The sequence below is a fragment of the Nostoc paludosum FACHB-159 genome, assembly GCF_014698835.1.
GTDB classification, from domain to species: Bacteria; Cyanobacteriota; Cyanobacteriia; order Cyanobacteriales; family Nostocaceae; genus Nostoc; species Nostoc paludosum.
In genome coordinates, this window is sequence record NZ_JACJTU010000004.1 from 149,669 (window position 1) to 171,108 (window position 21,440).

Annotated in this window: 16 protein-coding genes; 12 read left to right on the forward strand and 4 right to left on the reverse strand. The window is 41.4% G+C overall.

Annotation, left to right across the window (positions count from 1 at the left end; translation table 11 throughout):
• The first annotated feature begins 22 nt into the window (after positions 1-22).
• From H6H03_RS05905 to H6H03_RS05915, 3 genes are all read left to right on the forward strand, one after another.
• Positions 23-1,225 (forward strand): glycosyltransferase family protein, encoded by a 1,203-nt coding sequence (locus H6H03_RS05905; protein WP_313931797.1) that lies wholly within the window; start codon positions 23-25, stop codon positions 1,223-1,225.
• Between the two features lie 169 nt (positions 1,226-1,394).
• On the forward strand, positions 1,395-2,582 hold the full coding sequence (locus H6H03_RS05910) for a glycosyltransferase family protein (protein WP_190954207.1): 1,188 nt from the start codon (positions 1,395-1,397) through the stop codon (positions 2,580-2,582).
• A gap of 141 nt (positions 2,583-2,723) precedes the next feature.
• Positions 2,724-4,019 (forward strand): glycosyltransferase, encoded by a 1,296-nt coding sequence (locus tag H6H03_RS05915; RefSeq protein ID WP_190954208.1) that lies wholly within the window; start codon positions 2,724-2,726, stop codon positions 4,017-4,019.
• 27 nt (positions 4,020-4,046) lie between these two features.
• Here the strand turns inward: H6H03_RS05915 and H6H03_RS05920 are convergent, their stop codons facing one another.
• Entirely contained in the window at positions 4,047-4,217 is a 171-nt protein-coding gene (locus tag H6H03_RS05920) for a hypothetical protein (RefSeq protein WP_190954209.1), read from the reverse strand.
• A gap of 144 nt (positions 4,218-4,361) precedes the next feature.
• On the opposite strand from H6H03_RS05920, the gene H6H03_RS05925 reads away from it, so the two are divergent.
• Positions 4,362-5,414 (forward strand): glycosyltransferase family 2 protein, encoded by a 1,053-nt coding sequence (locus H6H03_RS05925; RefSeq protein WP_190954339.1) that lies wholly within the window; start codon positions 4,362-4,364, stop codon positions 5,412-5,414.
• Between the two features lie 2 nt (positions 5,415-5,416).
• Complete coding sequence (locus H6H03_RS05930; RefSeq protein ID WP_190954210.1) at positions 5,417-7,243, forward strand: ABC transporter ATP-binding protein; 1,827 nt, start codon at positions 5,417-5,419, stop codon at positions 7,241-7,243.
• Here H6H03_RS05930 and H6H03_RS05935 read toward each other — a convergent pair.
• Together H6H03_RS05935 and H6H03_RS05940 are read right to left on the reverse strand one after the other, a co-directional pair.
• Positions 7,192-7,566: a hypothetical protein gene (locus H6H03_RS05935; protein ID WP_190954211.1), complete on the reverse strand. Its 375-nt coding sequence runs from the start codon at positions 7,564-7,566 to the stop codon at positions 7,192-7,194. The two genes, H6H03_RS05930 and H6H03_RS05935, sit on opposite strands and share 52 nt — an antisense overlap.
• A 26-nt stretch (positions 7,567-7,592) precedes the next feature.
• Positions 7,593-8,816 carry a peptidase gene (locus tag H6H03_RS05940; protein WP_190954212.1) on the reverse strand — a complete coding sequence of 408 codons (1,224 nt, stop codon included), beginning with the start codon at positions 8,814-8,816 and terminating at the stop codon, positions 7,593-7,595.
• A gap of 496 nt (positions 8,817-9,312) precedes the next feature.
• On the opposite strand from H6H03_RS05940, the gene H6H03_RS05945 reads away from it, so the two are divergent.
• The 3 genes from H6H03_RS05945 to H6H03_RS05955 all read left to right on the forward strand — a co-directional run bounded on the left by H6H03_RS05945 (position 9,313) and on the right by H6H03_RS05955 (position 14,080).
• Entirely contained in the window at positions 9,313-11,415 is a 2,103-nt protein-coding gene (locus H6H03_RS05945) for a serine/threonine-protein kinase (protein ID WP_190954213.1), read from the forward strand.
• Between the two features lie 181 nt (positions 11,416-11,596).
• The gene (locus H6H03_RS05950; RefSeq protein WP_190954214.1) at positions 11,597-12,850 is read left to right on the forward strand and encodes an O-antigen ligase family protein; all 1,254 of its coding nucleotides are present in this window, start codon (positions 11,597-11,599) and stop codon (positions 12,848-12,850) included.
• Positions 12,851-12,904: 54 nt separating this feature from the next.
• Positions 12,905-14,080: a glycosyltransferase gene (locus H6H03_RS05955; protein WP_190954215.1), complete on the forward strand. Its 1,176-nt coding sequence runs from the start codon at positions 12,905-12,907 to the stop codon at positions 14,078-14,080.
• Between the two features lie 486 nt (positions 14,081-14,566).
• On the opposite strand, the gene H6H03_RS05960 is transcribed toward H6H03_RS05955, so the two are convergent.
• Positions 14,567-17,212 (reverse strand): chloride channel protein, encoded by a 2,646-nt coding sequence (locus tag H6H03_RS05960; RefSeq protein WP_190954216.1) that lies wholly within the window; start codon positions 17,210-17,212, stop codon positions 14,567-14,569.
• A 201-nt stretch (positions 17,213-17,413) separates the two neighbouring features.
• Between H6H03_RS05960 and H6H03_RS05965 the strand changes: the two genes are divergently transcribed.
• The 4 genes from H6H03_RS05965 to H6H03_RS05980 all read left to right on the forward strand — a co-directional run bounded on the left by H6H03_RS05965 (position 17,414) and on the right by H6H03_RS05980 (position 21,434).
• Positions 17,414-19,522, forward strand: coding sequence for an SPFH domain-containing protein (locus tag H6H03_RS05965; RefSeq protein ID WP_190954217.1), 2,109 nt, complete (start codon positions 17,414-17,416; stop codon positions 19,520-19,522).
• Between the two features lie 157 nt (positions 19,523-19,679).
• On the forward strand, positions 19,680-21,020 hold the full coding sequence (locus H6H03_RS05970; RefSeq protein ID WP_190954218.1) for an AAA family ATPase: 1,341 nt from the start codon (positions 19,680-19,682) through the stop codon (positions 21,018-21,020).
• Between the two features lie 28 nt (positions 21,021-21,048).
• Positions 21,049-21,249: a hypothetical protein gene (locus H6H03_RS05975; protein ID WP_096535068.1), complete on the forward strand. Its 201-nt coding sequence runs from the start codon at positions 21,049-21,051 to the stop codon at positions 21,247-21,249.
• Complete coding sequence (locus H6H03_RS05980; protein WP_099072218.1) at positions 21,246-21,434, forward strand: hypothetical protein; 189 nt, start codon at positions 21,246-21,248, stop codon at positions 21,432-21,434. The genes H6H03_RS05975 and H6H03_RS05980 overlap by 4 nt, the downstream gene beginning before the upstream one ends.
• Positions 21,435-21,440 lie beyond the last annotated feature (6 nt).

The following is a 21,440-nucleotide window of genomic DNA, read 5'->3' on the forward strand; positions in this document are numbered from 1 at the left end:
AATAATTGAGGGATATTTAGCCATGAAACTGATGTTATATTCCCACGATGGCTTCGGTCTTGGTAATATTCGCAGGATGTTAGGAATCTGCACTCACTTGTTAGATTCAATCGATCGACTTTCAATTTTAGTAGTTTCTGGTTCGCCAATGTTACACAGCTTTCGGCTACAGAAAAGACTAGATTATATTAAGTTACCCTGCTTAAATCGGGGAACATCAGGTGAGATATCTGTCAAGTATTTAGGGATAGGAATCGATCAAACAATAAAGTTGCGATCGGAGTTAATTTTATCAGCGATCGCTAATTTTAAACCAGATGTCTTTCTAGTAGACAAAAAACCCTATGGTATTCGTAATGAATTAAAATCTACCATTGAATATCTCACAACAAAATTACCGCAAACTCCGTTAATTTTAATATTGCGGGATATTTTGGATCGCCCAGAGGCAATAATCCCAGAATGGCAAAAGCACGGTTACTACGAAGCAATTGAAAAATATTATGACCGCGTGCTTGTTGTTGGGACTCCAGAAATTTTTGACATCCGCGAACAATATCAACTACCGCCAATGGTAGCTAAAAAGGTGCAATTTTGCGGCTACATCCGTCAACAACTAGGAAGCAAAAGCCCAAATTTAGTCCGCAGTGAGTTAAAACTCTCCCAAGAAGAACAACTCATTTTGGTTACGCCTGGTGGTGGTGAAGATGGTTACAGTTTAATTGACACTTATCTATCAAGTTTGGCATTACTGCCTACACGTTACAAACTGCGAAGTTTAATTATATGTGGCCCTGAAATGCCGCTAGAACAGCAAGCTACACTACAACAGAAAGCAGCTGCATATTCCCACGTGGAAATAGGCGAGTTTACCAATGATTTGATGAGTTACATCGCCGCCGCAGATGCGGTAGTAGCAATGGGTGGATATAACACAATTTGCGAAATTCTTTCAGTCAATAAACCAGCAGTTATAGTACCCAGAATTAAGCCATCACAAGAACAGTATATTCGTGCAAAATACCTAGCCAAGCTAGGTGTTTTGACGGCTATTCACCCAAACGATCTGACTCCAGATATATTACTGCGATCGCTGTTACAACAACTGCATATTCCCAAGATTTCCATTCCAGAAATTAATCTTAATGGCTTGCCTAAAATTAGCCAATACATCTCCAACTTACTGGCAAAAAAAAATAACCTGATTCCATTTTGCTACCAATAACTGGAACAATTACCTGATTTAGTTATGATTGCCAAAATTACTTCAATAAAAAGTAGGAATAAACACTAACTTTTCTTTTCTTTAATGATTTGGCAATCAAAAATCTAAAATCCTTCGACTGAGCATAGTCGAAGTTCAGAATCCAAAATTGTATTGAGGTAAAATTTTTATGAAACGTTTGATGTTTTACTGCCAACATATTTTAGGTATGGGGCATCTAGTTCGCAGCAGGGAAATTATACGCGGTTTAACTAAAGATTTCCAAATTTGTTTTATTAATGGCGGTGAAATAATTCAAGGATTTGAAATTCCTGCTGGTGTGGAAGTCATTAACTTGCCTGCAATTAAAACTGATGCAGAATTTACAGAACTCCAAGTGGTGGATGACGCTTTTAGTCTTAATGAAGTCAAAGAAATCAGAAAAAACCTACTTTTGAAAATCTTTAATGAATTCCAGCCTGATGTTTTAATCGTCGAATTGTTTCCTTTTGGCAGGAGACGCTTTTCTTTTGAACTAATTCCTTTATTAGAATTAGCAAAGTCAAAAAAAAGTAGAACTAAAGTCGTTTCTAGCTTGCGAGATATTGTAGTTACTAAACAGCATAAACAGGCAAAAAATGAAGAAAAAGTCTGCAACTTAATCAACAAATATTTTGATATGTTGCTGGTTCATGGCGACCCTGAATTTGTGCCATTAGAAGAAACATTTTCCAGAGTCGATGACCTCAAATGCAAACTCTATTACACTGGATATGTGGTGCAAGAACCACCAAGCAATCCTGTTTTTACTTATGAAGACCAAGAAATTCTTAAATCAGATAAACCTCTAATTTTGACCAGCGTAGGAGGTGGCAGATTTGGTCATGAATTGCTTGATTGTGTAGTCAAAACCGCACCATTTTTAGAGAAAATATTGCCGCATAATATTCAAGTTTTCACAGGGCCATTTATTCCAGATGCTAAATTTAATGAACTGCAAGCACTGGCAAGAGATAGCAAAAATATCTACATTCGACGCTATACTCCTTACTTGCTAAGTTATATGAAAAAGGCAGAACTCTCGATAAATATGTCTGGTTATAACACCACAATGAATATTTTAACCACCGGTGTAAAAGCTATGATTCTTCCCTTTACAGGTAACGAAGATCGAGAACAAACTATCAGAGCCGAAAAGTTAAGTAATTTAGGAATCGTCAAACTTCTCAACCACCATGATTTGCAACCTGATTACTTGGCTATCAAAATTATCAATTACCTCAAAGAACAACATACTAAAATTAGTGTTGATTTTGCTGGAGTTGACAAAACTGCAAATATCTTAAAAAATCTAGCAGTTAAGCAACAAATTGCTTAGTATTCAGAATTCAGGAGTCAGAATTCAGAAGTTAGGATACAGAAGAGAGAATTCACTAGTCAGAATAATATTTAGACTTTAATTCATTTCTGAATTCTGAATTCTGTGTTCTGATTTCTTGCCCAAATAACATAATAAATCATGGATAAAACTAAAATTTGCATTACCACACTCGAATATCCTCCAGACATCGGCGGCGTTGGTGAATCAGTGCATCGAATTGCAAAGATGCTAATTAATAACGGTTATGAAGTTCACATTGTAGTTTTTCGCTCGAAACAACGCTTAGCCTCTGATGGAACTCGCAGACGAGCAAGTTGCACAACAAAGTTTCAAGATAACGTATTTGTGCATCGCATTAAGTCAGCCATTCGCAGCAATGTTACAGAAGTCCAAGATTTTTTTAGTGAAATTTATTTTCAAATTAAATATTTACATCAAAAGTACAATTTTAATTTATTTCACGCTTTTTTTCTCAATGAAACAGGTTATGTAACCACGCTTTTAGCTAAAGAAAATAACATTCCCGTAATCAATAGCGTTCGCGGTAATGATTTGCATAAACATATTTTTCATCCTAAAAATCATGCTCAAATAGCGTGGATTTTAGAAAATTCTGATTGGGTAACATTTGTCAGTCGTGACTTGCTCAAAAGGGCTAGTATTATCGCTCCAAGTGTAAAGTTAAAATCCTCAGCTTTTTGGAATTCCATTGCACCCATCAACTTTGAACAACTCCCTACCCCATCTTTAGTTAACGAATTGTCAGGTATTGTTATCGGTTCATTGGGTAGGTTTCGAGACAAAAAGGGAATTGAATTTCTCCTCGATGCTTGTGCAGAGTTGGGTAAAGAGTTAGATTTAACACTGTTGCTGGTAGGGGATTTTGTTGAGAAAGAGCGAGAATATTGGCAGCAGCAAATCCAGCAAAGTCAAATTGGGCATCGGCTGTGCATCACTGGAATTACTAGTCGTCAAGAAGCTTTAGCTTATTTGCCACATTTAGATATTTTTGCAATTCCCTCAGTGCATGACGGTTGCCCGAATACGCTGTTGGAAGCAATGTCAGCCAGCCGAGCAATAATTGGCACTCGTGTAGATGCGATCGCTGAAATTATAGAACACGGCGTAGACGGTTTGCTAGTCAACCCCGGCAATACAAAAGAATTAACCGCTGGACTGCGATATTTAGCCACTCAACCACAACTGCGGCAAAAGTTCGGCGCAGCAGCCAAAACAAAAGTAACTCAACAGCTTGCCCCATCAGTAGAATACCAAAACTGGATAAATGTTTATCAACGAGCTTTAGGGAGATCTGAAGCAGCTTTTTTAGGCATAATTGGGGCTGACGCGGGGACGAGGGGACGCAGGGACGCGGAGAAATTGATTAGCAATAAAGGCAGAGGGCAGGAGGCAGAAGGCAGAAGGGAATTCTGATTTCTGTCCTCTGCATAGCTGCCTTCTTCACGCAAACTTGATTGCATCGACTTGCAACTTAATTGCATCGCCTCGCAACTTAATTGCATCGCCTCGCAACTCAATTGCATCGCCTTGCAACTCAATTGCATCGCCTCGCAACTCAATTGCATCGCCTTGCAACTCAATTGCATTGACTCGCAACTTAATTGTGTCCACTTAAAAGCTTAAGACGCGATGAATCGCGTCTCTACAAGTGGTGTATTTGTGGGATTCTTCCAAATTGGTATTACACCAACAAACCCGATTAATCCTCTCTCTACCCATTGCCTATTGCCTATTCGCTACTCCCTACTATTAACCATGAAAAAACCACAAATCACTATAATTGTTTCCCAGCGTGAGCGATTCAGTTACACCCGTGAATCGCTAGAAAGCATTTACCAAAACACCCAACTACCTTTTTCTCTAATTTATGTAGACGGCGGTTCACCGCAACATATCCACCGCTACCTGCAACAACAAGCCCAAGAAAAAAAATTTCAATTAATCCGCACAGAACGTTACCTTTCACCAAACCAAGCCCGCAACTTGGGTTTACAACAAGTTAACAGCGAGTATCTGGTATTTATCGACAACGATGTAATTGTCAGTCCAGGCTGGTTAAATTCCTTACTCGAATGCGCCGAAGAAACGAAAGCCACTGTAGTCTGTCCGCTGACTTGTATCGGCACTTTGGGAGAAACAGTACATCTGGCGGGTGGCGAAGCTCATATTGTTGTGGAACAAAAGGAAACTAAAGTTAAACGCCGAGTACATGAAAAACATTACTTTGTGAATCGCAAAGTTGTTGAGGTACGGAATAAACTCCATCGCCAACAATGTGAGTTTGCCGAGTTTCATTGTATGTTAGTTCGCACTGAGATTTTCCGGCGAATCGGACTGTTAGACGAAAAACTGCTCAGTACGCGGGAACACATCGATTTTTGTCTGACGGTGGCTGAGGCTGGAGGCACTTTTTACTGCGAACCGACTTCGGTAGTTACCTATGTGCCAGGGCTGAAGTTTGAATTGTCAGAACTAGCATTTTTTATGCTGCGTTGGAGTAATGCTTGGGAAATTGCTAGTTTAGAACACTTCGCCCAAAAGTGGCATTTGACGATGAATGACAAGTATTTTCAGAAACGCTATCAGCGCATGGGACATCGCCGCCATCAAGGATTTTTGAAGCCGTTGTTAAATCGCCTCACCTTTGGGCAAAATCCCTTGTGGTTGGAGAAAATAGCGATCGCTCTAGAAACAAAATTAAACTATTACATTAGCGATCGCTACACTCAAAACCAAATCATACCCAACACAATCAAACCCATCCGCGAGTTAGTGTCTCTCGTTCATTCGCTGGAGGGAGACAAGTAATAATGGCGGCTAATTCCAAAAGTCTGAGGGCAGCTTTAGCGGGAATTGTCCGGATTTTGCGGCGATTTTCACCTCAGTTGAGCAAACAAAAGACGCTGCTGATTGTTTCTTTTGTGGCGCTGATGGCTGAGATTTTCTTACATTTGCTGGAACCCTGGCCGCTAAAGTTTATTTTTGACTATATTCTTGTCCCTGGTTTCCGGCCTCAGTCTTTGGGAATTCCGCTGTTATCAGGACTGGGACAGTTTGGGCTATTAACAACTTTGACATTGGGGTTAGTAGCGATCGCTTTACTGCGGGCTACTGCTGCTTACTTTAGTGTAGTGGGTATGGCGCTGGCAGCTAGCAATGTATTGACTGAAATTCGCTCTCAACTTTACAGTCATTTGCAAAACCTCTCGCTGTCATTTCACCACAAAGCCAAGACGGGCGACTTAATTACCCGCGTTACCTCCGACATTGAACGGCTGCGGGAGGTGACGGTGATGGCAGTACTACCATTGATTGCCCATTCCCTGACTTTAGTGGGGATGATTTTTGTAATGTTCTGGCTGAATTGGGAACTAGCGCTGATAGCCGTCGCTGTATTTCCCTTATTTATTTTTTGTACCATACGGTTGACAAAACGCATCCGCCAAGTAGTGCGATCGCAACGTCAACGCGAAGGGGCAATGGCAGCAACAGCAGCCGAATCCATCGCCGCCATCAAAGTTGTGCAAGCCCTGTCCCTGCAAAATATGTTGGAGAATAGCTTTTCTCGCCATAACCGCCAAAGTTTAAAAGAAAGTGCCAAAGCCCAAAGACTAACAGCCGGTTTAGAACGGATGGTAGAACTGCTAGTAGGCATTGCCACTGCCTTGGTGTTATGGCGGGGCGTGCAGTTGGTATTAAAGCAAGCAATCACACCAGGGGATTTACTTGTATTTGTCAACTATCTGCGGATTGCTTTTAAGCCAATGCGCCAACTTGCCAAGTATACCGGACAAATCGCTAAAGCCACCGCCTCCGGCGAACGCATCCTAGATATTTTAGACACAGTACCCGATATCCGCGATGCACGGGGAGCAACGGACGCACCGCCTTTGCGGGGAGGCGTGCGGTTTGAAAATGTCAGCTTTGCCTACGAACCCACAAAGAGAATCTTGCATAACATCAGTTTTGAAGTGCAACCTGGTCAACACATTGCCTTGGTGGGGCCATCCGGTGGCGGAAAATCCACCTTAGTAAGTTTACTGTTACGCCTTTATGATCCATTGTCAGGGCGAATTTTAGTTGATGGTCATGACTTGCGCCAGTACAAACTGCAATCTATCCGCCAGCAAATTAGTGTGGTGCTGCAAGATACGATTTTATTTGCTGCCAGCGTTAGAGATAATATCGCCTACGGTTGTTTGGGGGCTTGTGACCGAGAAATTGAAAAAGCTGCGCGTCTAGCAAACGCCCACGATTTTATCATGGCGTTACCCGAAGGCTACGAGACAATTTTGGGAGAGAGAGGGGCGACACTTTCCGGAGGACAACGGCAGAGAATTTCCATTGCTCGTGCTGCCATTCGTCAAGCTGCGATCGTAATTTTAGATGAGCCGACCACTGGCTTAGACAACGAAAACGAACGCGTCGTCAACGAAGCACTCGATCGCTTAACTCACAAACGCACCACTTTTGTAGTGTCTCATAACCTCAGAGCGATCGAGCAAGCCGATTTAATTTTTTACATCGAAAACGGTCAGATTTTAGAACAAGGTACCCACAAACAATTGCTGCACTCAGGTGGACGCTACGCCGCCATGTATGCCTGTGAGATGGGAGTGGGGAGTGGGGACTGGTGAGTGGGGACTGGGGACTGGGGAGATGGGGGAGTGTGGGGAGTGTGGGGAGTGTGGGGAGTGTGGGGAGATGGGGGAGTGTGGGGAGATGGGGGAGTGTGGGGAGTGTGGGGAGTGTGGGGAGTGTGGGGAGTGTGGGGAAAAAGAGAATTTATGCTTCCCTTTCCTCCCACCCCTCCGTCTCCTCCCACACCTCCCACACCTCCCACACCTCCCACACCTCCCACACCTCCCACACCTCCCACACCTCCCACACCTCCCACACCTCCCACACCTCCCACACCTCCCACACCTCCGTCTCCTCCCACACCTCCCACCCCTCCCACACTTCCTGCTTGCCCCTCTGCCCAATTTAAAAAATAGTCAATCTATATTTACCCTGTTCCTGTGGATTCTTGGAAGTGACAACTATATAGTAGGTATCATCCTCAGGTAACCTAGCTCGGTCGATTAAAGCAGTATATACGCCACCTTTGTCTTTATTTTGATCTATGGCTATGGTCTGCCCTTTAGAATTGAGCAAGGTTACGTAAGGAGAAAACTCTTCATCAACACTATCTACACGAATGCTGATTAGCTGATTTTTTCTTCCTTGAAAATTAGAAACATTGTAAGCTCCACCATTTTGTTTCAAAGTGGAACTGTTGGCACTGAGTTGACCCGCTTCATCTAAAGTATAGCTAGCTCTATCATTTCTCAAAGCCAAACTATAGCGACCTATTTCTCCGGGATCTTGGCTAGTAACTGCAATCTTGTAGGTGCCATTCACAGGCAATCGTGCAAAAATGAATGCATCATCGCCACCACTGCTTTTGTCTAAAGTACCTTTTCTGACGATGATATTATTATCGGGATCGTGCAAAAACAATAACGGTTTTAAACTCAAATTATTTGTTCTGCGGTTATCATTACTGCCAATCAGTCTAATTTGCACTAATTGATTTTCTCTACCTTCAAACTCGTAGAAATGGAAATATCTACCTTGAGATTGAAAGTCATTTTTATTCAAAATACCCAACGCGACATCTACAAAGTTAATTTCTCTGTAAGTAGGTGCTGGTGACTCCTGAATGTTTTGGTTGTTGACAGCTACATTAGTACTTGGCTTGCGAACTCTCGCTGGGCGGTCATTAGAACGATTGGTGTTTGAGTTAGCAACTCTCCTTCCAGAGGATCTAGAACCACTATTACTAGCACGATTCCCGCTTGAATTAGAATTAGCAACTCTCCGTCCAGAGGATCTAGAACCACTATTATTCGCAGTGCTAGAGGAACGCTGAGAATTTTGTGTATTAGACGATATCCGACGAGTTTGCTGTTGTATTGGTGACTCAACAGATTGTTTCCGTCTTGGAGATGTTACCGCATTAGAAACAGGAATCTGCTCAATTCCTTTCTTCACTGCTTCTGGCTGTCTCTCATCTGGAGATTTAGCAATTAAAAAGTTTTGAGAATTTTGAGGTTTTCCCAAAGCACTGATAGGCAGCCCATTACTTGCGATCAACAAACTACTACTCAAGCAACAAATTAAAAATTGATTTAATTTGTGACGATAGCTGTTGTCTTCTCTTAGCATGATTACGCTCCTAATTTTGCTGACGATTTTATCTTTAGGGAATAAATTTAATATTTCCTGTTTTTACCCCAGTTCAATCGAGTTGGAATTTTGTGTAGACTAAATTGAAATTTAACTTGTTGATTCTTTAATTATTCTGACTTCTGAATTCTTGCCTCAATTTAGACTACCAGAGTAAATTCCAAGTTGGTAGGTATATACTGACCTACAAACTGAAATCACTGGTTTTCGGATTTTTGTCGATATATTTTTACGAGACTCACCCAAATGATGCTTGACTACTAAATGGAGAATGCATATAGAATTAGCGCCAATCAATTGCTTCAAAGGCATTGTGCGATCGCAACTTTTTTCAAGTTATCTAAATTGTTGAATACCTGATGAGGTAAGGAAATTAGCGATTTGGATGGTATCTCAGTAAGATTAACTAACAAGAGAGATTATACTGCATGACTTAAAATGAACATATACCCCAATATGGAAATGGATTCCCAGTATGCTTTGTTGTGTGAATCCCGACTGCCAAAAACCCCAAAATCCTGATAAAAACAAGTATTGCCACAATTGTCGAGCGGAATTGATACCCCTACTGGGAGGTCGCTATCGTCCGACTCAGGTATTATCAGATGAGGGTGGATTTGGTAGAACCTATCTAGCGGAAGATGTACACAAGCTCAATGAATGCTGTGTTGTCAAACAATTTGCACCAAAACTTCAAGGAACCGGCCCTTTAACAAAGGCTGTTGAATTATTTAAACAAGAAGCCAGCCGACTTCAACAATTAGCTGAACATCCGCAAATTCCTACTTTATTGGCTTATTTTGAGCAGAGTGGCTATTTATTTTTAGTACAGCAATTTATTGATGGCAAAAACTTGCTCAAAGAATGGGAAACGCGGGGAAACTATAACGAAATAGAGATTCGAGAACTTTTGCTAGATTTATTGCCGGTGCTGAAATTTATTCACGCACTGGGAGTGATTCATCGAGATATTAAGCCACAAAATATTATTCGCCGTCAAATTGATGGGCGATTAGTATTAATTGATTTTGGAGCTTCTAAGCAGCTAACAGCAACCGTGCAGACTAAAATTGGCACTGTCATTGGCTCCCACGGCTACACAGCATTAGAGCAAATGCAAGATGGCAAAGCTTACCCAGCCAGTGATTTATTCAGTTTGGGAGCAACTTGTTTTCATCTACTGACTGGGGTTCGCCCATCTCAACTGTGGATACAGCAGGGTTATGGTTGGACTACATCGTGGCGCCAATATTTGAACCCTCCAGGTAAAGATGTAATTCCTGTGTCTGTTCAGTTGGCTGAAATTTTCGATAAGCTATTGCAAGTCGATATCCAAAAGCGCTATCAATCAGCTGATGAAGCGATCGCTGACATAACATCAAAGCTACCACCATTGCCACCAGTTCCGCCAACTATACTGACACCAACATTTACAACTACTTCAGCAAATACAGCCCCAGCTTCACCAAAACCAAATAACAAACGAAACACGACTCCAGTTTTACCAAAACTAAATAACAACCTCAAAACTCCACTGCTGTTAGGTACTAGCGTTTTAGTGTTGGGACTGGGGGGAGTTTGGTATTTCCAAACTCGTCCCAGCGAAATGAGCCAGCTTTCTGAACCAATTTCTCAGCCTGTGAGTTCCCCAGCAAAAAACATCTTGGAAGTCCCTTATCTAGCCAAATCTCTTACAGGGCATTCCAGCGATGTGAATTCCGTAGCCTTCAGTCCCGATGGTACAACCCTCGGTAGTGCCAGTGACGACAAGACAATCAAACTATGGAATCTTGGAACTAAAGAAGAAATCCGCAGTCTCGAAGGACATTCTAATTGGATTTGGACTATAGCCTTTAGTCCTGATAGCAAAACCCTCGCCAGTGGAAGTGCAGACACGAAAATTAAACTCTGGAATGTACAAACAGGAAAGTTAATCCGTACTCTCGAAGGACATAATGACGGAGTTACCTCAGTGAGTTTCAGTCCTAATGGCAAAACCCTCGCCAGTGGAAGTGCTAGTAAGGATACGAAAATCAAACTGTGGAATTTAGAGACAGGAAAGTTAATCCGCACTCTCGAAGGACATACCAATGGCGTTCAATCTGTAGTTTTCAGTCCTGATGGCAAAACCCTTGCTAGTGGTAGTTGGGATAAAACAATTAAGCTGTGGAATTTGGAGACAGGAAAGTTAATCCGCACATTAAATGGACATGGTGGCTCAGTTCTTTCAGTTGCTTTTGCTCCTGATGGCAAAACTCTTGCCAGTGGTAGTAATGACAAAACAATTAAATTGTGGAATCTGGAAACGGGAAAGTTAATACACACGTTAAAGGGACATAATGATAAGATTAACTCCCTCGCTTTTTTGCCAAGGACAGCTTTAAATGATATCACCCTTGTAAGTGGTAGCAGTGACAGGACTATTAAACTATGGAATCCAGTCACAGGAGAAAAAATCCGCACTTTAGAGACGGGTTCTGGATATATTTATACTGTTGCTATCAGCCCAGATGGACATACTATTGCTGGTGGTGGAAGTGGTGAAAATATTTTGAAAATTTGGCAGACAATTCAATAAAAACTGCTGATGGCAAATTAATTGCAAGCTTGATATCAGTGGGGGACTATTTGTGATAATATCCTCCACAGGATTAAAAAATTTCACTTTGAACAATATCAAAATCTACACTGAAACCTATAAATTTAGGTTTTAATCTAGGTTTTTTGTTGTTACAAAATTATCCCCAAACTAAAAATTTATGATTAATATATTTTTCCTACTGATACTATTTTCTTCGCTTTTAGGGCGAATTAAATTTCCGGGGCTGAATATTGGTATTCATTATTTATTACTGCCTGCTTTCAGCTTTGGTATAATTAGTTTGTCTTTAAAAGATACAAAAGAATTTATTAAAAAAAATAAAATTATTGTGATATCTGTGGGAATATTATATGTATGGATGTGGGTTTCGTCATTAACTAGCCAATTCCCCAGTACTGCTATTACTTATAGTATTAAATATTCCAGCTATTTTATATTATATTTTGCTTTTCTAGTCTTAACTTTTAGAAAGCTCAAAACCTCATCTTTAACATTTTACTATCGTTGTATATTGTACTTATTACAAATAATTGGAGTTTTGGGTTTTTTAGAAGCTTTGGTTCCAAATCACTGGATTTTTGAACTATTGAAATTTCCCAGCTTTTATCCTCAAATTGGTTCAATAATGCAAAACCCTAATCAGTTTGGAGTAATAATGGGTATTGGTTTATGTTTAAGTTTAACTTTAGAAAAACAAAATAAAATTTCTGCAATTGAGTTATATATAAGTGAATTTATTTTTTTAATCTCCCTAGCTTTGTCTGCCAGCAGAAATGCTTGGCTAATTTTTCTTTTTGGTTTAATTATTTTATTGGGATATAAAGTTATTGATTTCAAAAGAGCGATCGCTATTATAAGCCTATGGCTTTTGTGTATTCTAACTATACCAGTATCTACATATAGAATAGGTTTGGGAGATAGTAAAATCTTTCCATTAATTAATTTATTTTCAGCAAATCCGAGTGAAATTGTGCTTCCTAGTCCTGTGGGAACAGCGTTATCAAGGTTTGCTCTTTGGAAGGCAGCTATTATTGAAACTATTAAAAGACCTCTGACTGGTATAGGTGTAGGAGTTTTTGCAGAACATATAGGAACCAAAGTTTTTGGCCCTAAAGGTTTTCATGCACACAATATATTTTTAAATGTGCTTGTAGAAGAAGGAGTTCCGGGATTACTCATTTTTATTAATTTTTTAGTAATAATTGGATCTAAAGTTAAATATGCTAATCCAGTGGCGATCGCTCCGATTATGATGTTTTTAGCATCTCAATTACCAGACTTTTTTGCTGAAGATTATACTTTTACAACTATTGAATTTTATTTTTTGGCAGCAGCAATCAATTCTAGAAAACTTGTGCCAGAAAATTCAAAAGCGCAATCTCTGACTCCGCTGCTTAGTTCTGAACTCTAATTATTTTCTTATCTCAACGAACAAGTAAAATTAGTTGCAATGCTGAAAAAACACATGAAAAATCAATATCATTTCCAGCTAATATTTCCCAATATATTTGGTTTTAAGGGAGGTATTCAAGTTTATTCAATTTTTTTGCTCAAAGCATTACAAGATTTATATCCGGAAGCTAATTATGATGTGTTTCTCAAGTATGATAAGCACAATTTAAAAAAAGATCCAAATTTGCAATTTTTAGATTCAACGAAATTCCATTATTTTGGACATTTACCAAGATTATTACAAACTATTTTATTTGCCATAAACATAATTGTTTTAGCTATTTTGCAACGTCCTACTGTAGTTATACCAACTCATGTTAACTATGCCACTGCTTGTTATATTATCAAACTAATAACAGGAATTCCTTATTGGGTAGTTGCTCATGGCTTAGAAGTTTGGGAAATTGATAGCAAACTTACAAAATTAGCATTAGAAAAAGCAGACAGAATTATTAGTGTTAGTAACTACACTCGTCAGCGGTTGCTTGCAGAAACAGATATCGATCCCCAAAAAATTGTGGTTTTGCCTAATACATTTGATGCTAAAGAATTTCAAATCAAGCCTAAACCTACTTACTTACTCAAACGCTACAATTTGAGAGAGGATCAGCCTGTAATTCTGACTGTAACGCGCCTGGGACGCATGGCAAAATATAAGGGATATGACCAAATTATTCATGCTTTAGTAAAAGTGCGATCGCAGATTCCAGATGTTCGCTTTATTCTTGCAGGTAAAGGAGATGACTTACCTCGGATTAAAGCTTTAGTTAACAGCTTAAATCTGGAAGATTCTATTACCATTGCCGGATTTATACCAGATGAAGAATTGTGCGCTCATTACAATCTCTGCGATGTTTTTGCTATGCCTAGTAAAGGCGAAGGATTTGGTATTGTTTATCTAGAAGCTTTAGCTTGTGGTAAACCAGTATTAGCGGGTAATCAAGATGGTTCTGTAGACCCATTGGCCCAAGGAAAATTGGGATGTTTAGTTGACCCTGATAACGTCGAAGAAATTTCTGAGAATCTCATTCAAATCTTGCAAGGTAATTTCTCTAATCCAGCGATTTATCAACCAGAATACCTGCAACAAAAAACTATTGAAACTTATGAATTTAGACAGTTTAGTGCAAGATTAGCAAAGTTATTTGGTTTAGTAGAGAATAGGCAAGAGGTAATAGGTAAGAGGTAATAGGTAATAGGCAATAGACCTCTTGCAAAAGTGTTTTTTGCAAGAGGTGGGAAAAGGTAAAAGGTTAAAGGGGAAAGGAAAATACCAAACCTTTCCCCCTTTCCCTTTCCCCTTTTCCCTACTTCTGCAAGAAGTCTAATAGGTAATGAGTACTATATTAATTAGATTGTGGGAATTTATGAAAATAATTTGGTAGTTTGAAAAATGCAAGATTCAGTGTTTGTTATATTTCTTGTTTTTGGGTTTATTTGGGTTTTGATGGGAGTTGTAGGCTGGATTGCGTTTTTAAAATCTGAGGGTGAGGAGATTAAGTTTGGGAAGTGGGGACTTGTAGTTGCTATTCCAATCTTAATACCAATAATTTTTACTCTGATTATTGGTGTTTGGTATCACTAATTCAAGCAATTAATTACAGTTGGCACAATAAAAACTAGAAACTATCCGAATAAAAACAAACCAGGCTCAAACCCTGATTCCTATTGCCTTTTAACTATTAATCGCACTCCTGACCAGAATTACTGTAATTTCTACACCAGAGGCGATCGCTTCTGGAATATTACCTTGAATCGCCTGCTGCAACAATCCCTCACGGGAGGCTCCCAAAACTACGACATCATAACCTTCAGTTTTCACCAATTTAATCACACCTTCGGCAACTGAATCAGCTTGTACTGGGAGAGCAACAACAGTACTAGACAATTTCCGGCGGCGCATTAACTCACGTATAGCATTTTCTAAAACTTCCATGTTTGGCTGCAACTCAGATGGCTTAAACACTTGTGTCAGGCGTATTTTTGGGTTATTTCCCAAGGTGATTAAAGCCGGAAGTAATTTAATCGCTACTCGTGAATTCGGGCCGCCAGCCATCGGGACTAGCCAACGGTTGAAGTGGGGAGAGGGAGGAGACGCAGAGAGTGGGGGACGCGGTGACGCGTCTTGGGGAGTTTTGCCTAACTTTACTAAGACTACTTCGCAGGTGGCTTGGCGAATTATGGTATCTACGACGTTGCCAAAAATCCGACCTGGGGTAGATGTGTTACCTTTCCACCCCATTAATAGTAGGTCGATGTGTTGTTCGTTGATTGTCTCCAAAATTGCCTGGGCGACATCGTGGGTAACTCGAATTTGTGTGTGTAGGGGAATTTGCCACTTTTTCGCTAATACTTCTGCTTTGCGGAGGAGACGGCGACTTTTTGCTGTTCTTACCTGTGTCTCAGATGGGGAACTGTGGCGTGACACGAGGATTACTTGTATGCACTCTATTTCATAATGGCGATCGCGGGCAATAGCAGCTGCCATCTGCAATAATATAGCTGCTGTTTCGGGATTAGCTACTGGTACTAATAATCTACCTCTACCAATGCTGGGCGATCGCGTTTGATAAACTACATAAGAAGGTTCTGAGCGGAGTTTCGGTTTCCTGTCATCAGCATTGAGATGGCCTGCTTCCGCCCGAATAATATCTGCACGGGTAATAATCCCAATCAGTTTTCGTCCATCCACCACTGGTAAGCGACTGATTTGATAGCGATCGAGTAAATACAAAACATTGCTCAAGGTGTAGATCGGTGCTACTGTCATTGGGGAAGCCGTCATAATTTCTTTTAAAGAAAGATCGTTAGCTAGATTGCGATCGCGAATTTTCAGCAAATCTGTTTGCGTTACAATTCCTACTAACTTGTTTTCTTCTACTACGGGAAAACCCCGGTGATGAGAACGAGCAAAAGCTTGCATTACTTCTTCTAAGCTCATATCTGCATCCAAAGTTTCCACCCGTTCTTGCATCACATCCTTGGCGGTTAACTTAGTTAATGCTCCCTCCACAGCAACTTCTTGGGTGAGAGTAATACCTTTCAATTCCAAAAGTTTTTCATAAAGCGAACCAGGTACCGCCTTCTCCGCAACTAAGTAAGCTGCTACGCAAACAATCATTAAAGGTAGCACCAGATTGAAATCTGTAGTCATTTCAAACACAATCACAATTGCTGTGATTGGCACCTTAGAGACGGCGCTAAAAAATCCACCCATACCCGCTAGGGCATAAGTAGTCGGCGAACCCGCTCCTGTGATATAAAGCTCAAGTACACCGATGATATGTCCTAAACAAGAACCCAAAATTAGACTAGGAGCGAATAAACCTCCTGGCGCTCCCGAACCAAATGCTACCAGTGTGAGGATGAACTGTGCCCCAAAAGCGATCGCTGCTACGGAGGGATGGGCTACTCCAGTAATTACATACTCTCTTAAACCAGTATTATCGCGGAAGGAAGGCGGGAGTATTGCCACCACAACACCAGAGATAAATCCGGCTAAAGCTACCCGTAGCGGTAAACTGATATGTAATCGTTGATAACATTTAATACTAAATATTATTCCTTGATTAAACAATCCACCGAATAACCCTGCCAAAATACCCAATACTAGGAAAAAAGGAATTTCGGGGATAGAGAATTGGCTGCTAGATTGCACCAATCGCAGGTTTAAGTCTAAACTGCCACCACCTAAAAGCCGGGATATCACCCCACCAATAAAGGAAGCAATAATCGCAGTTCCCAGAGTCAGCCCCGATAAATCGTGGAGTAATTCTTCGACGATAAATAATACACCTGCGATCGGGGCATTGAAAGCAGCTGCCAAACCTGCACCCGCGCCTGCTGCAATCATTTGCCGCCGATGATCTGGAGATGTGGGAACCCAGCGACTCATCCCTGCTGCTAAACCTGCGCCGACTTGGACAGTGGGGCCTTGGCGTCCCAGAGTCATACCCGAACCGATGGCGATGATGGCGCTGAGTAACTTTACACCAGCCACACGCCAAGATAACCTCATGGGTACATTAGCTAAAGTTGCTTTAACTTGGGGAATACCGCTACCAGAAGCCTCTGGTGCCAACCTCTCCACCAAAGTGCCAGCCACAAACCCTAAAACAAGACCAACCATCGGCAGTGCCAGCCATGCAGGTAAAAGGCTAGTACTATGGACTCGCCATGTTCCCAGCCATCCCGAACCCACTTTCAGCAACACCGCAGATAAGGCAGCAACTAGACCTATAACACAAGCTTCAGCGATCGCTAAACCTCTTCTAGGCTGCCACCAAGTGCGAAAGCGCTGTTTCAGAACAGGAAGAGACATAAAAAATGGAGAGTGGGGATAAGGAGCAGAGGGGCAAAGGGGCAGAGGGGAGAATTCTTAACTCAGAACTCCTGACTAAACAGTCAACAGTCAAAAGTCAACAATTAGCATTCCCTACTCCTGAAGCCAAGTTTAAGAAATCGAGCACTGGCTTGGTGAAGTGTTAACTTAGCTAATTAGTTGCCCAATTGGGCAAAAATTATGAAAAGTTTTGAATCTTGTCTTCCTAAACGCAAACAAAATAAAGTAGTCAGTTTTGCAGCATCTGTTATAGCGACGTTGGCGATTGCAGGCAGTATTAATTATGCCAGTGCTACCTCCATAAAAATCACTACTGCAAAAGAATTAACTTCGACATCGCTCCAGCCAAGTCCAACTAAACCAAGTATTGCCCAGTTACAAACTAATCAAACTCGGTATCAAACTGCTGGAATCGATCCTTTTGTAGTGATTTGTATCATCCTTGTTGGTGGTTTAGTTAAATTTGTACCAGTGTTCTTTGGCGGGCTGGTGGTAATTGACGAACGGAAAGTTGGCATTGTTGTCAGAAAATTTTCCTTTTCCGGGCGCGGACTCCCCGCTGGAAGCTTAATTGCTCTCAACGGTGAAGCTGGTTTACAGGCAGATACTCTGGCTCCTGGCTGGCACTGGGGATATTGGCCTTGGCAATATTCGGTTCGCAAAGAGTCGGTAATTGTTGTCCCCCAAGGTGAAATCGCTTTAATTGTCGCCGCAGATGGTGAACCCAACCCACCACAGCGCATTCTCGGCAAAATTGTCGATTGTGACAATTATCAAGATGCCCGGAAGTTCCTCACTCAAGGTGGAGAAAAAGGCCGGCAAATGGGTTTTCTCACAGCTGGGACTTACCGGATTAACACTGCGCTGTTTAAAGTTATCACTGCCGCAAATGCTACAGAACATGGCATGACTCCAGAACAGTTGCGGGTTTATAGCCTAGCTTCTGATAAAGTTGGCATTGTTACTACTCTCGATGGTTTACCAATTTCCGACGGTGAAATTGCAGGGCCGATAATTGAGGGACACAACAACTTTCAAAATGGTCAGAAATTTATTGATGGCGGTGGACGGCGAGGTTTACAAGAGCAAATTCTACTTTCTGGTTCTTGGAATTTAAATCCCTGGTTTGTTCAGGTGGAACAAGTGCCGATGACGGAAATTCCCATTGGCTATGTAGGTGTGGTGATTTCTTTCGTGGGTAAAGCGCATCAAGATGTCAGTGGCGCAGCTTTCACACATGGTAACTTGGTGAATCAAGGACACAAGGGCGTCTGGGTGGAACCGCTGTATCCTGGTAAGCACCCGATTAATTCGCGGATCATGAAAATTGAATTGGTGCCAACGACCAACATTGTATTAAACTGGTCAGACCGCACTGAACGTCATAGTTATGATGCTCAACTAGCATCCCTGACAGTCCGATCGCGTGATGGATTTGCCTTTGATTTAGAAGTAGCACAAATTATCCATGTGGGTGCTTTGGATGCACCGAAGGTAATTTCCCGCGTTGGTGCAATGCAAAACCTCGTAGACCATGTATTAGAACCAACCATCGGGAATTATTTCCGCAACTCAGCCCAAGACTATACAGTATTAGATTTCTTGACAGCTCGGAGCGAACGACAAGCGGAAGCTGCTGAGTATATTAAAACAGCACTGCGGGCTTATGACGTGCAAGCGATCGACACCCTGATTGGTGATATTCAGCCACCAGCGTCGTTAATGCAAACACAAACAGACCGGAAAATTGCTGAAGAAGAACGCAAAACTTATGAAGTCCAGCAGCTAGCGCAAACCCAACGCCAACAACTTGTTCGGGAAACAGCCCTGGCTAATATTCAGCAAGAAATGGTGAAATCAGAGCAAAGCGTACATATAGCTGACCTCAAAGCCCAAGCCCAAATCAAGGAAGCCACAGGTGAAGCCGAGGGGATAAAACTCCGGACAATTGCGGAAGCTGAAGGTATTCGCGCCACAGGTAACGCCAAAGCAGAAACCTACCGCGCTGGTGTGGAAGCCTTGGGAGCACAAGGTTATACAGCAATGCAACTGATGCAAATTATAGGCGATCGCCATGTCCGCTTGATTCCAGATGTTCTCGTTGGCAGTAACGGCAATAATAACGGCTTAGTAGATGGTCTACTATCGTTGATTTTATGGAATCAAACTGCTAGTAAAAATGGCGATTTAACAGCCACGCCTTTGCATCCACAACCGATAGCCCCGACCCAACCAACCCCAGAAAACGGTATTCCACCCATAGTTGTGAATTTCCCAATAGATAAATAACATCTGTAGAGACGTTGCATTGCAACGTCTCTACATCTATTTCGGTATTACCCAAACCAAAAATTCTGCGAAATATCCACCTGAAATGCTGTAACTAGCTTTATTCTTGTGTTCAAGGATATCTAAAGTTATAAAAGATAAGCATATTACTAGCCCCATGTCCATAGATTTACGAGCATTTTTTCAGGCCACTGACCCCAGTCGAACCCTGTTCGTCAACAATCTGTCAGATGTAAAATACTACATTGATTTTTCTTCGGTACGAGGCGGAGATATTATTGGTAAGCTGAAGCAAAAAATTACTTTTTTCAAGCCAAATGAAGCTACCTGCACCCTGTTTACTGGGCATATTGGCTGTGGAAAATCTACCGAACTATTAAGATTACAGGCAGAACTGGAAAAATCAGGCTTTCACGTAGTGTATTTTGAGTCCAGCGAAGACTTGGAAATGACTGATGTGGATATTGCTGATGTGTTGCTGGCGATCGCTCGTCGTGTTAGTCAAAGTCTGGATAAAATTACACTGGAGGAAACCAGCAAATTTAACGATTTACTCCAAGGTGCGTGGAAGGTCTTAAACTCCGAAGTCACCGGAGCAAAAGTCAAGTTTGGTGGTGTTGATGTTGGTGTTGATCAAGAAAAGTTGTCTTTGGCTTTTGGTATTGGTGAAATCACTACCAAGATGAAAAGTGACCCGACGTTACGTGCAAAACTCAATCAATATTTAGCGCCGCAGAAAACTAACTTGTTAGAAGCGATAAATCGGGAATTATTGGAAACAGCGATCGCTAAACTAAAACAGCAGGGTAAAAATGGTCTGGTGGTAATTGTCGATAATCTCGACCGGATAGATAATCGCGTTAAAGCTTGGGGTCGTCCGCAGCAAGAATATTTATTTGTAGACCAGGGTGAATTTTTGACAAAGCTGAATTGTCATTTAATTTACACCATGCCTTTATCGCTGAAATTTTCCAACGATTATGGAATGCTTACCCAGCGATTCCCCGAAGACCCCAAAGTATTGCCGATGGTGCCAGTGCAATGGCCTGATGGCAGCGTTCACGAACAGGGAATGGCACTCATGAAACAAATGGTGCTAGCAAGAGCCTTTCCTGACTTGCCAGCAGATGAGCGCTTGCATCAGATTACTGAAATTTTTGATAATCCCGTCACCCTAGACCGCTTATGTAGATTGAGTGGCGGTCACGTGCGAGACTTGCTCAGACTCCTGAACACTTGGATTATGGAAGAAATGGCGCTTCCCCTCTCCCGTGAAACCTTAGACCAAGTTGTTCGCGCCCGTCGTAACGAAATGATGATGCCAATTTCCGATGATGAATGGCAACTCCTACGACACGTCAAGCAAAACAAAAAAGTCAGCGATGACCAAGGATACCAGAAATTAATCCGCAGTCGCTTTGTCTTTGAATATCGAGACAGCGGCGAATCTTGGTTCGATGTCAACCCCATTTTGGCGGAGGCAAGGGAGTTGCAGTGAGGAATCAGGAACTGAAAATAATTAGATTATGAAACCAGAAACCAGAAATGTTTTGTTAAAAGCTTACGCACAGTTGCACAAAATCACTGAAGAATTGTATTCAGCCTCCGATAAAGCTGTAGAAAATAATGATTTTGAGGACGCTAGCTTACTAGCTAGTAGAGCAGATAGACTTTATGAAGAAATAGAAAATTTAGAGATTGTAATTTCAGAACAAGAGGAGATATGAAAACAATCCAAGAGTTAAAGATTCGTATTCAAGAACTCAGCAAACAAACTGTTGAATTTAGTAGAAAAGCATCTGAAGTTTGTTTAACTGACCGTCAGCAAGCCAAATATTTTAGACAACAAGCAAGAGAAGCTAGTAAACGCACTCAAGTATTGATACAGGAGTTAAAACGCCAAGAAATTTAATTTTGT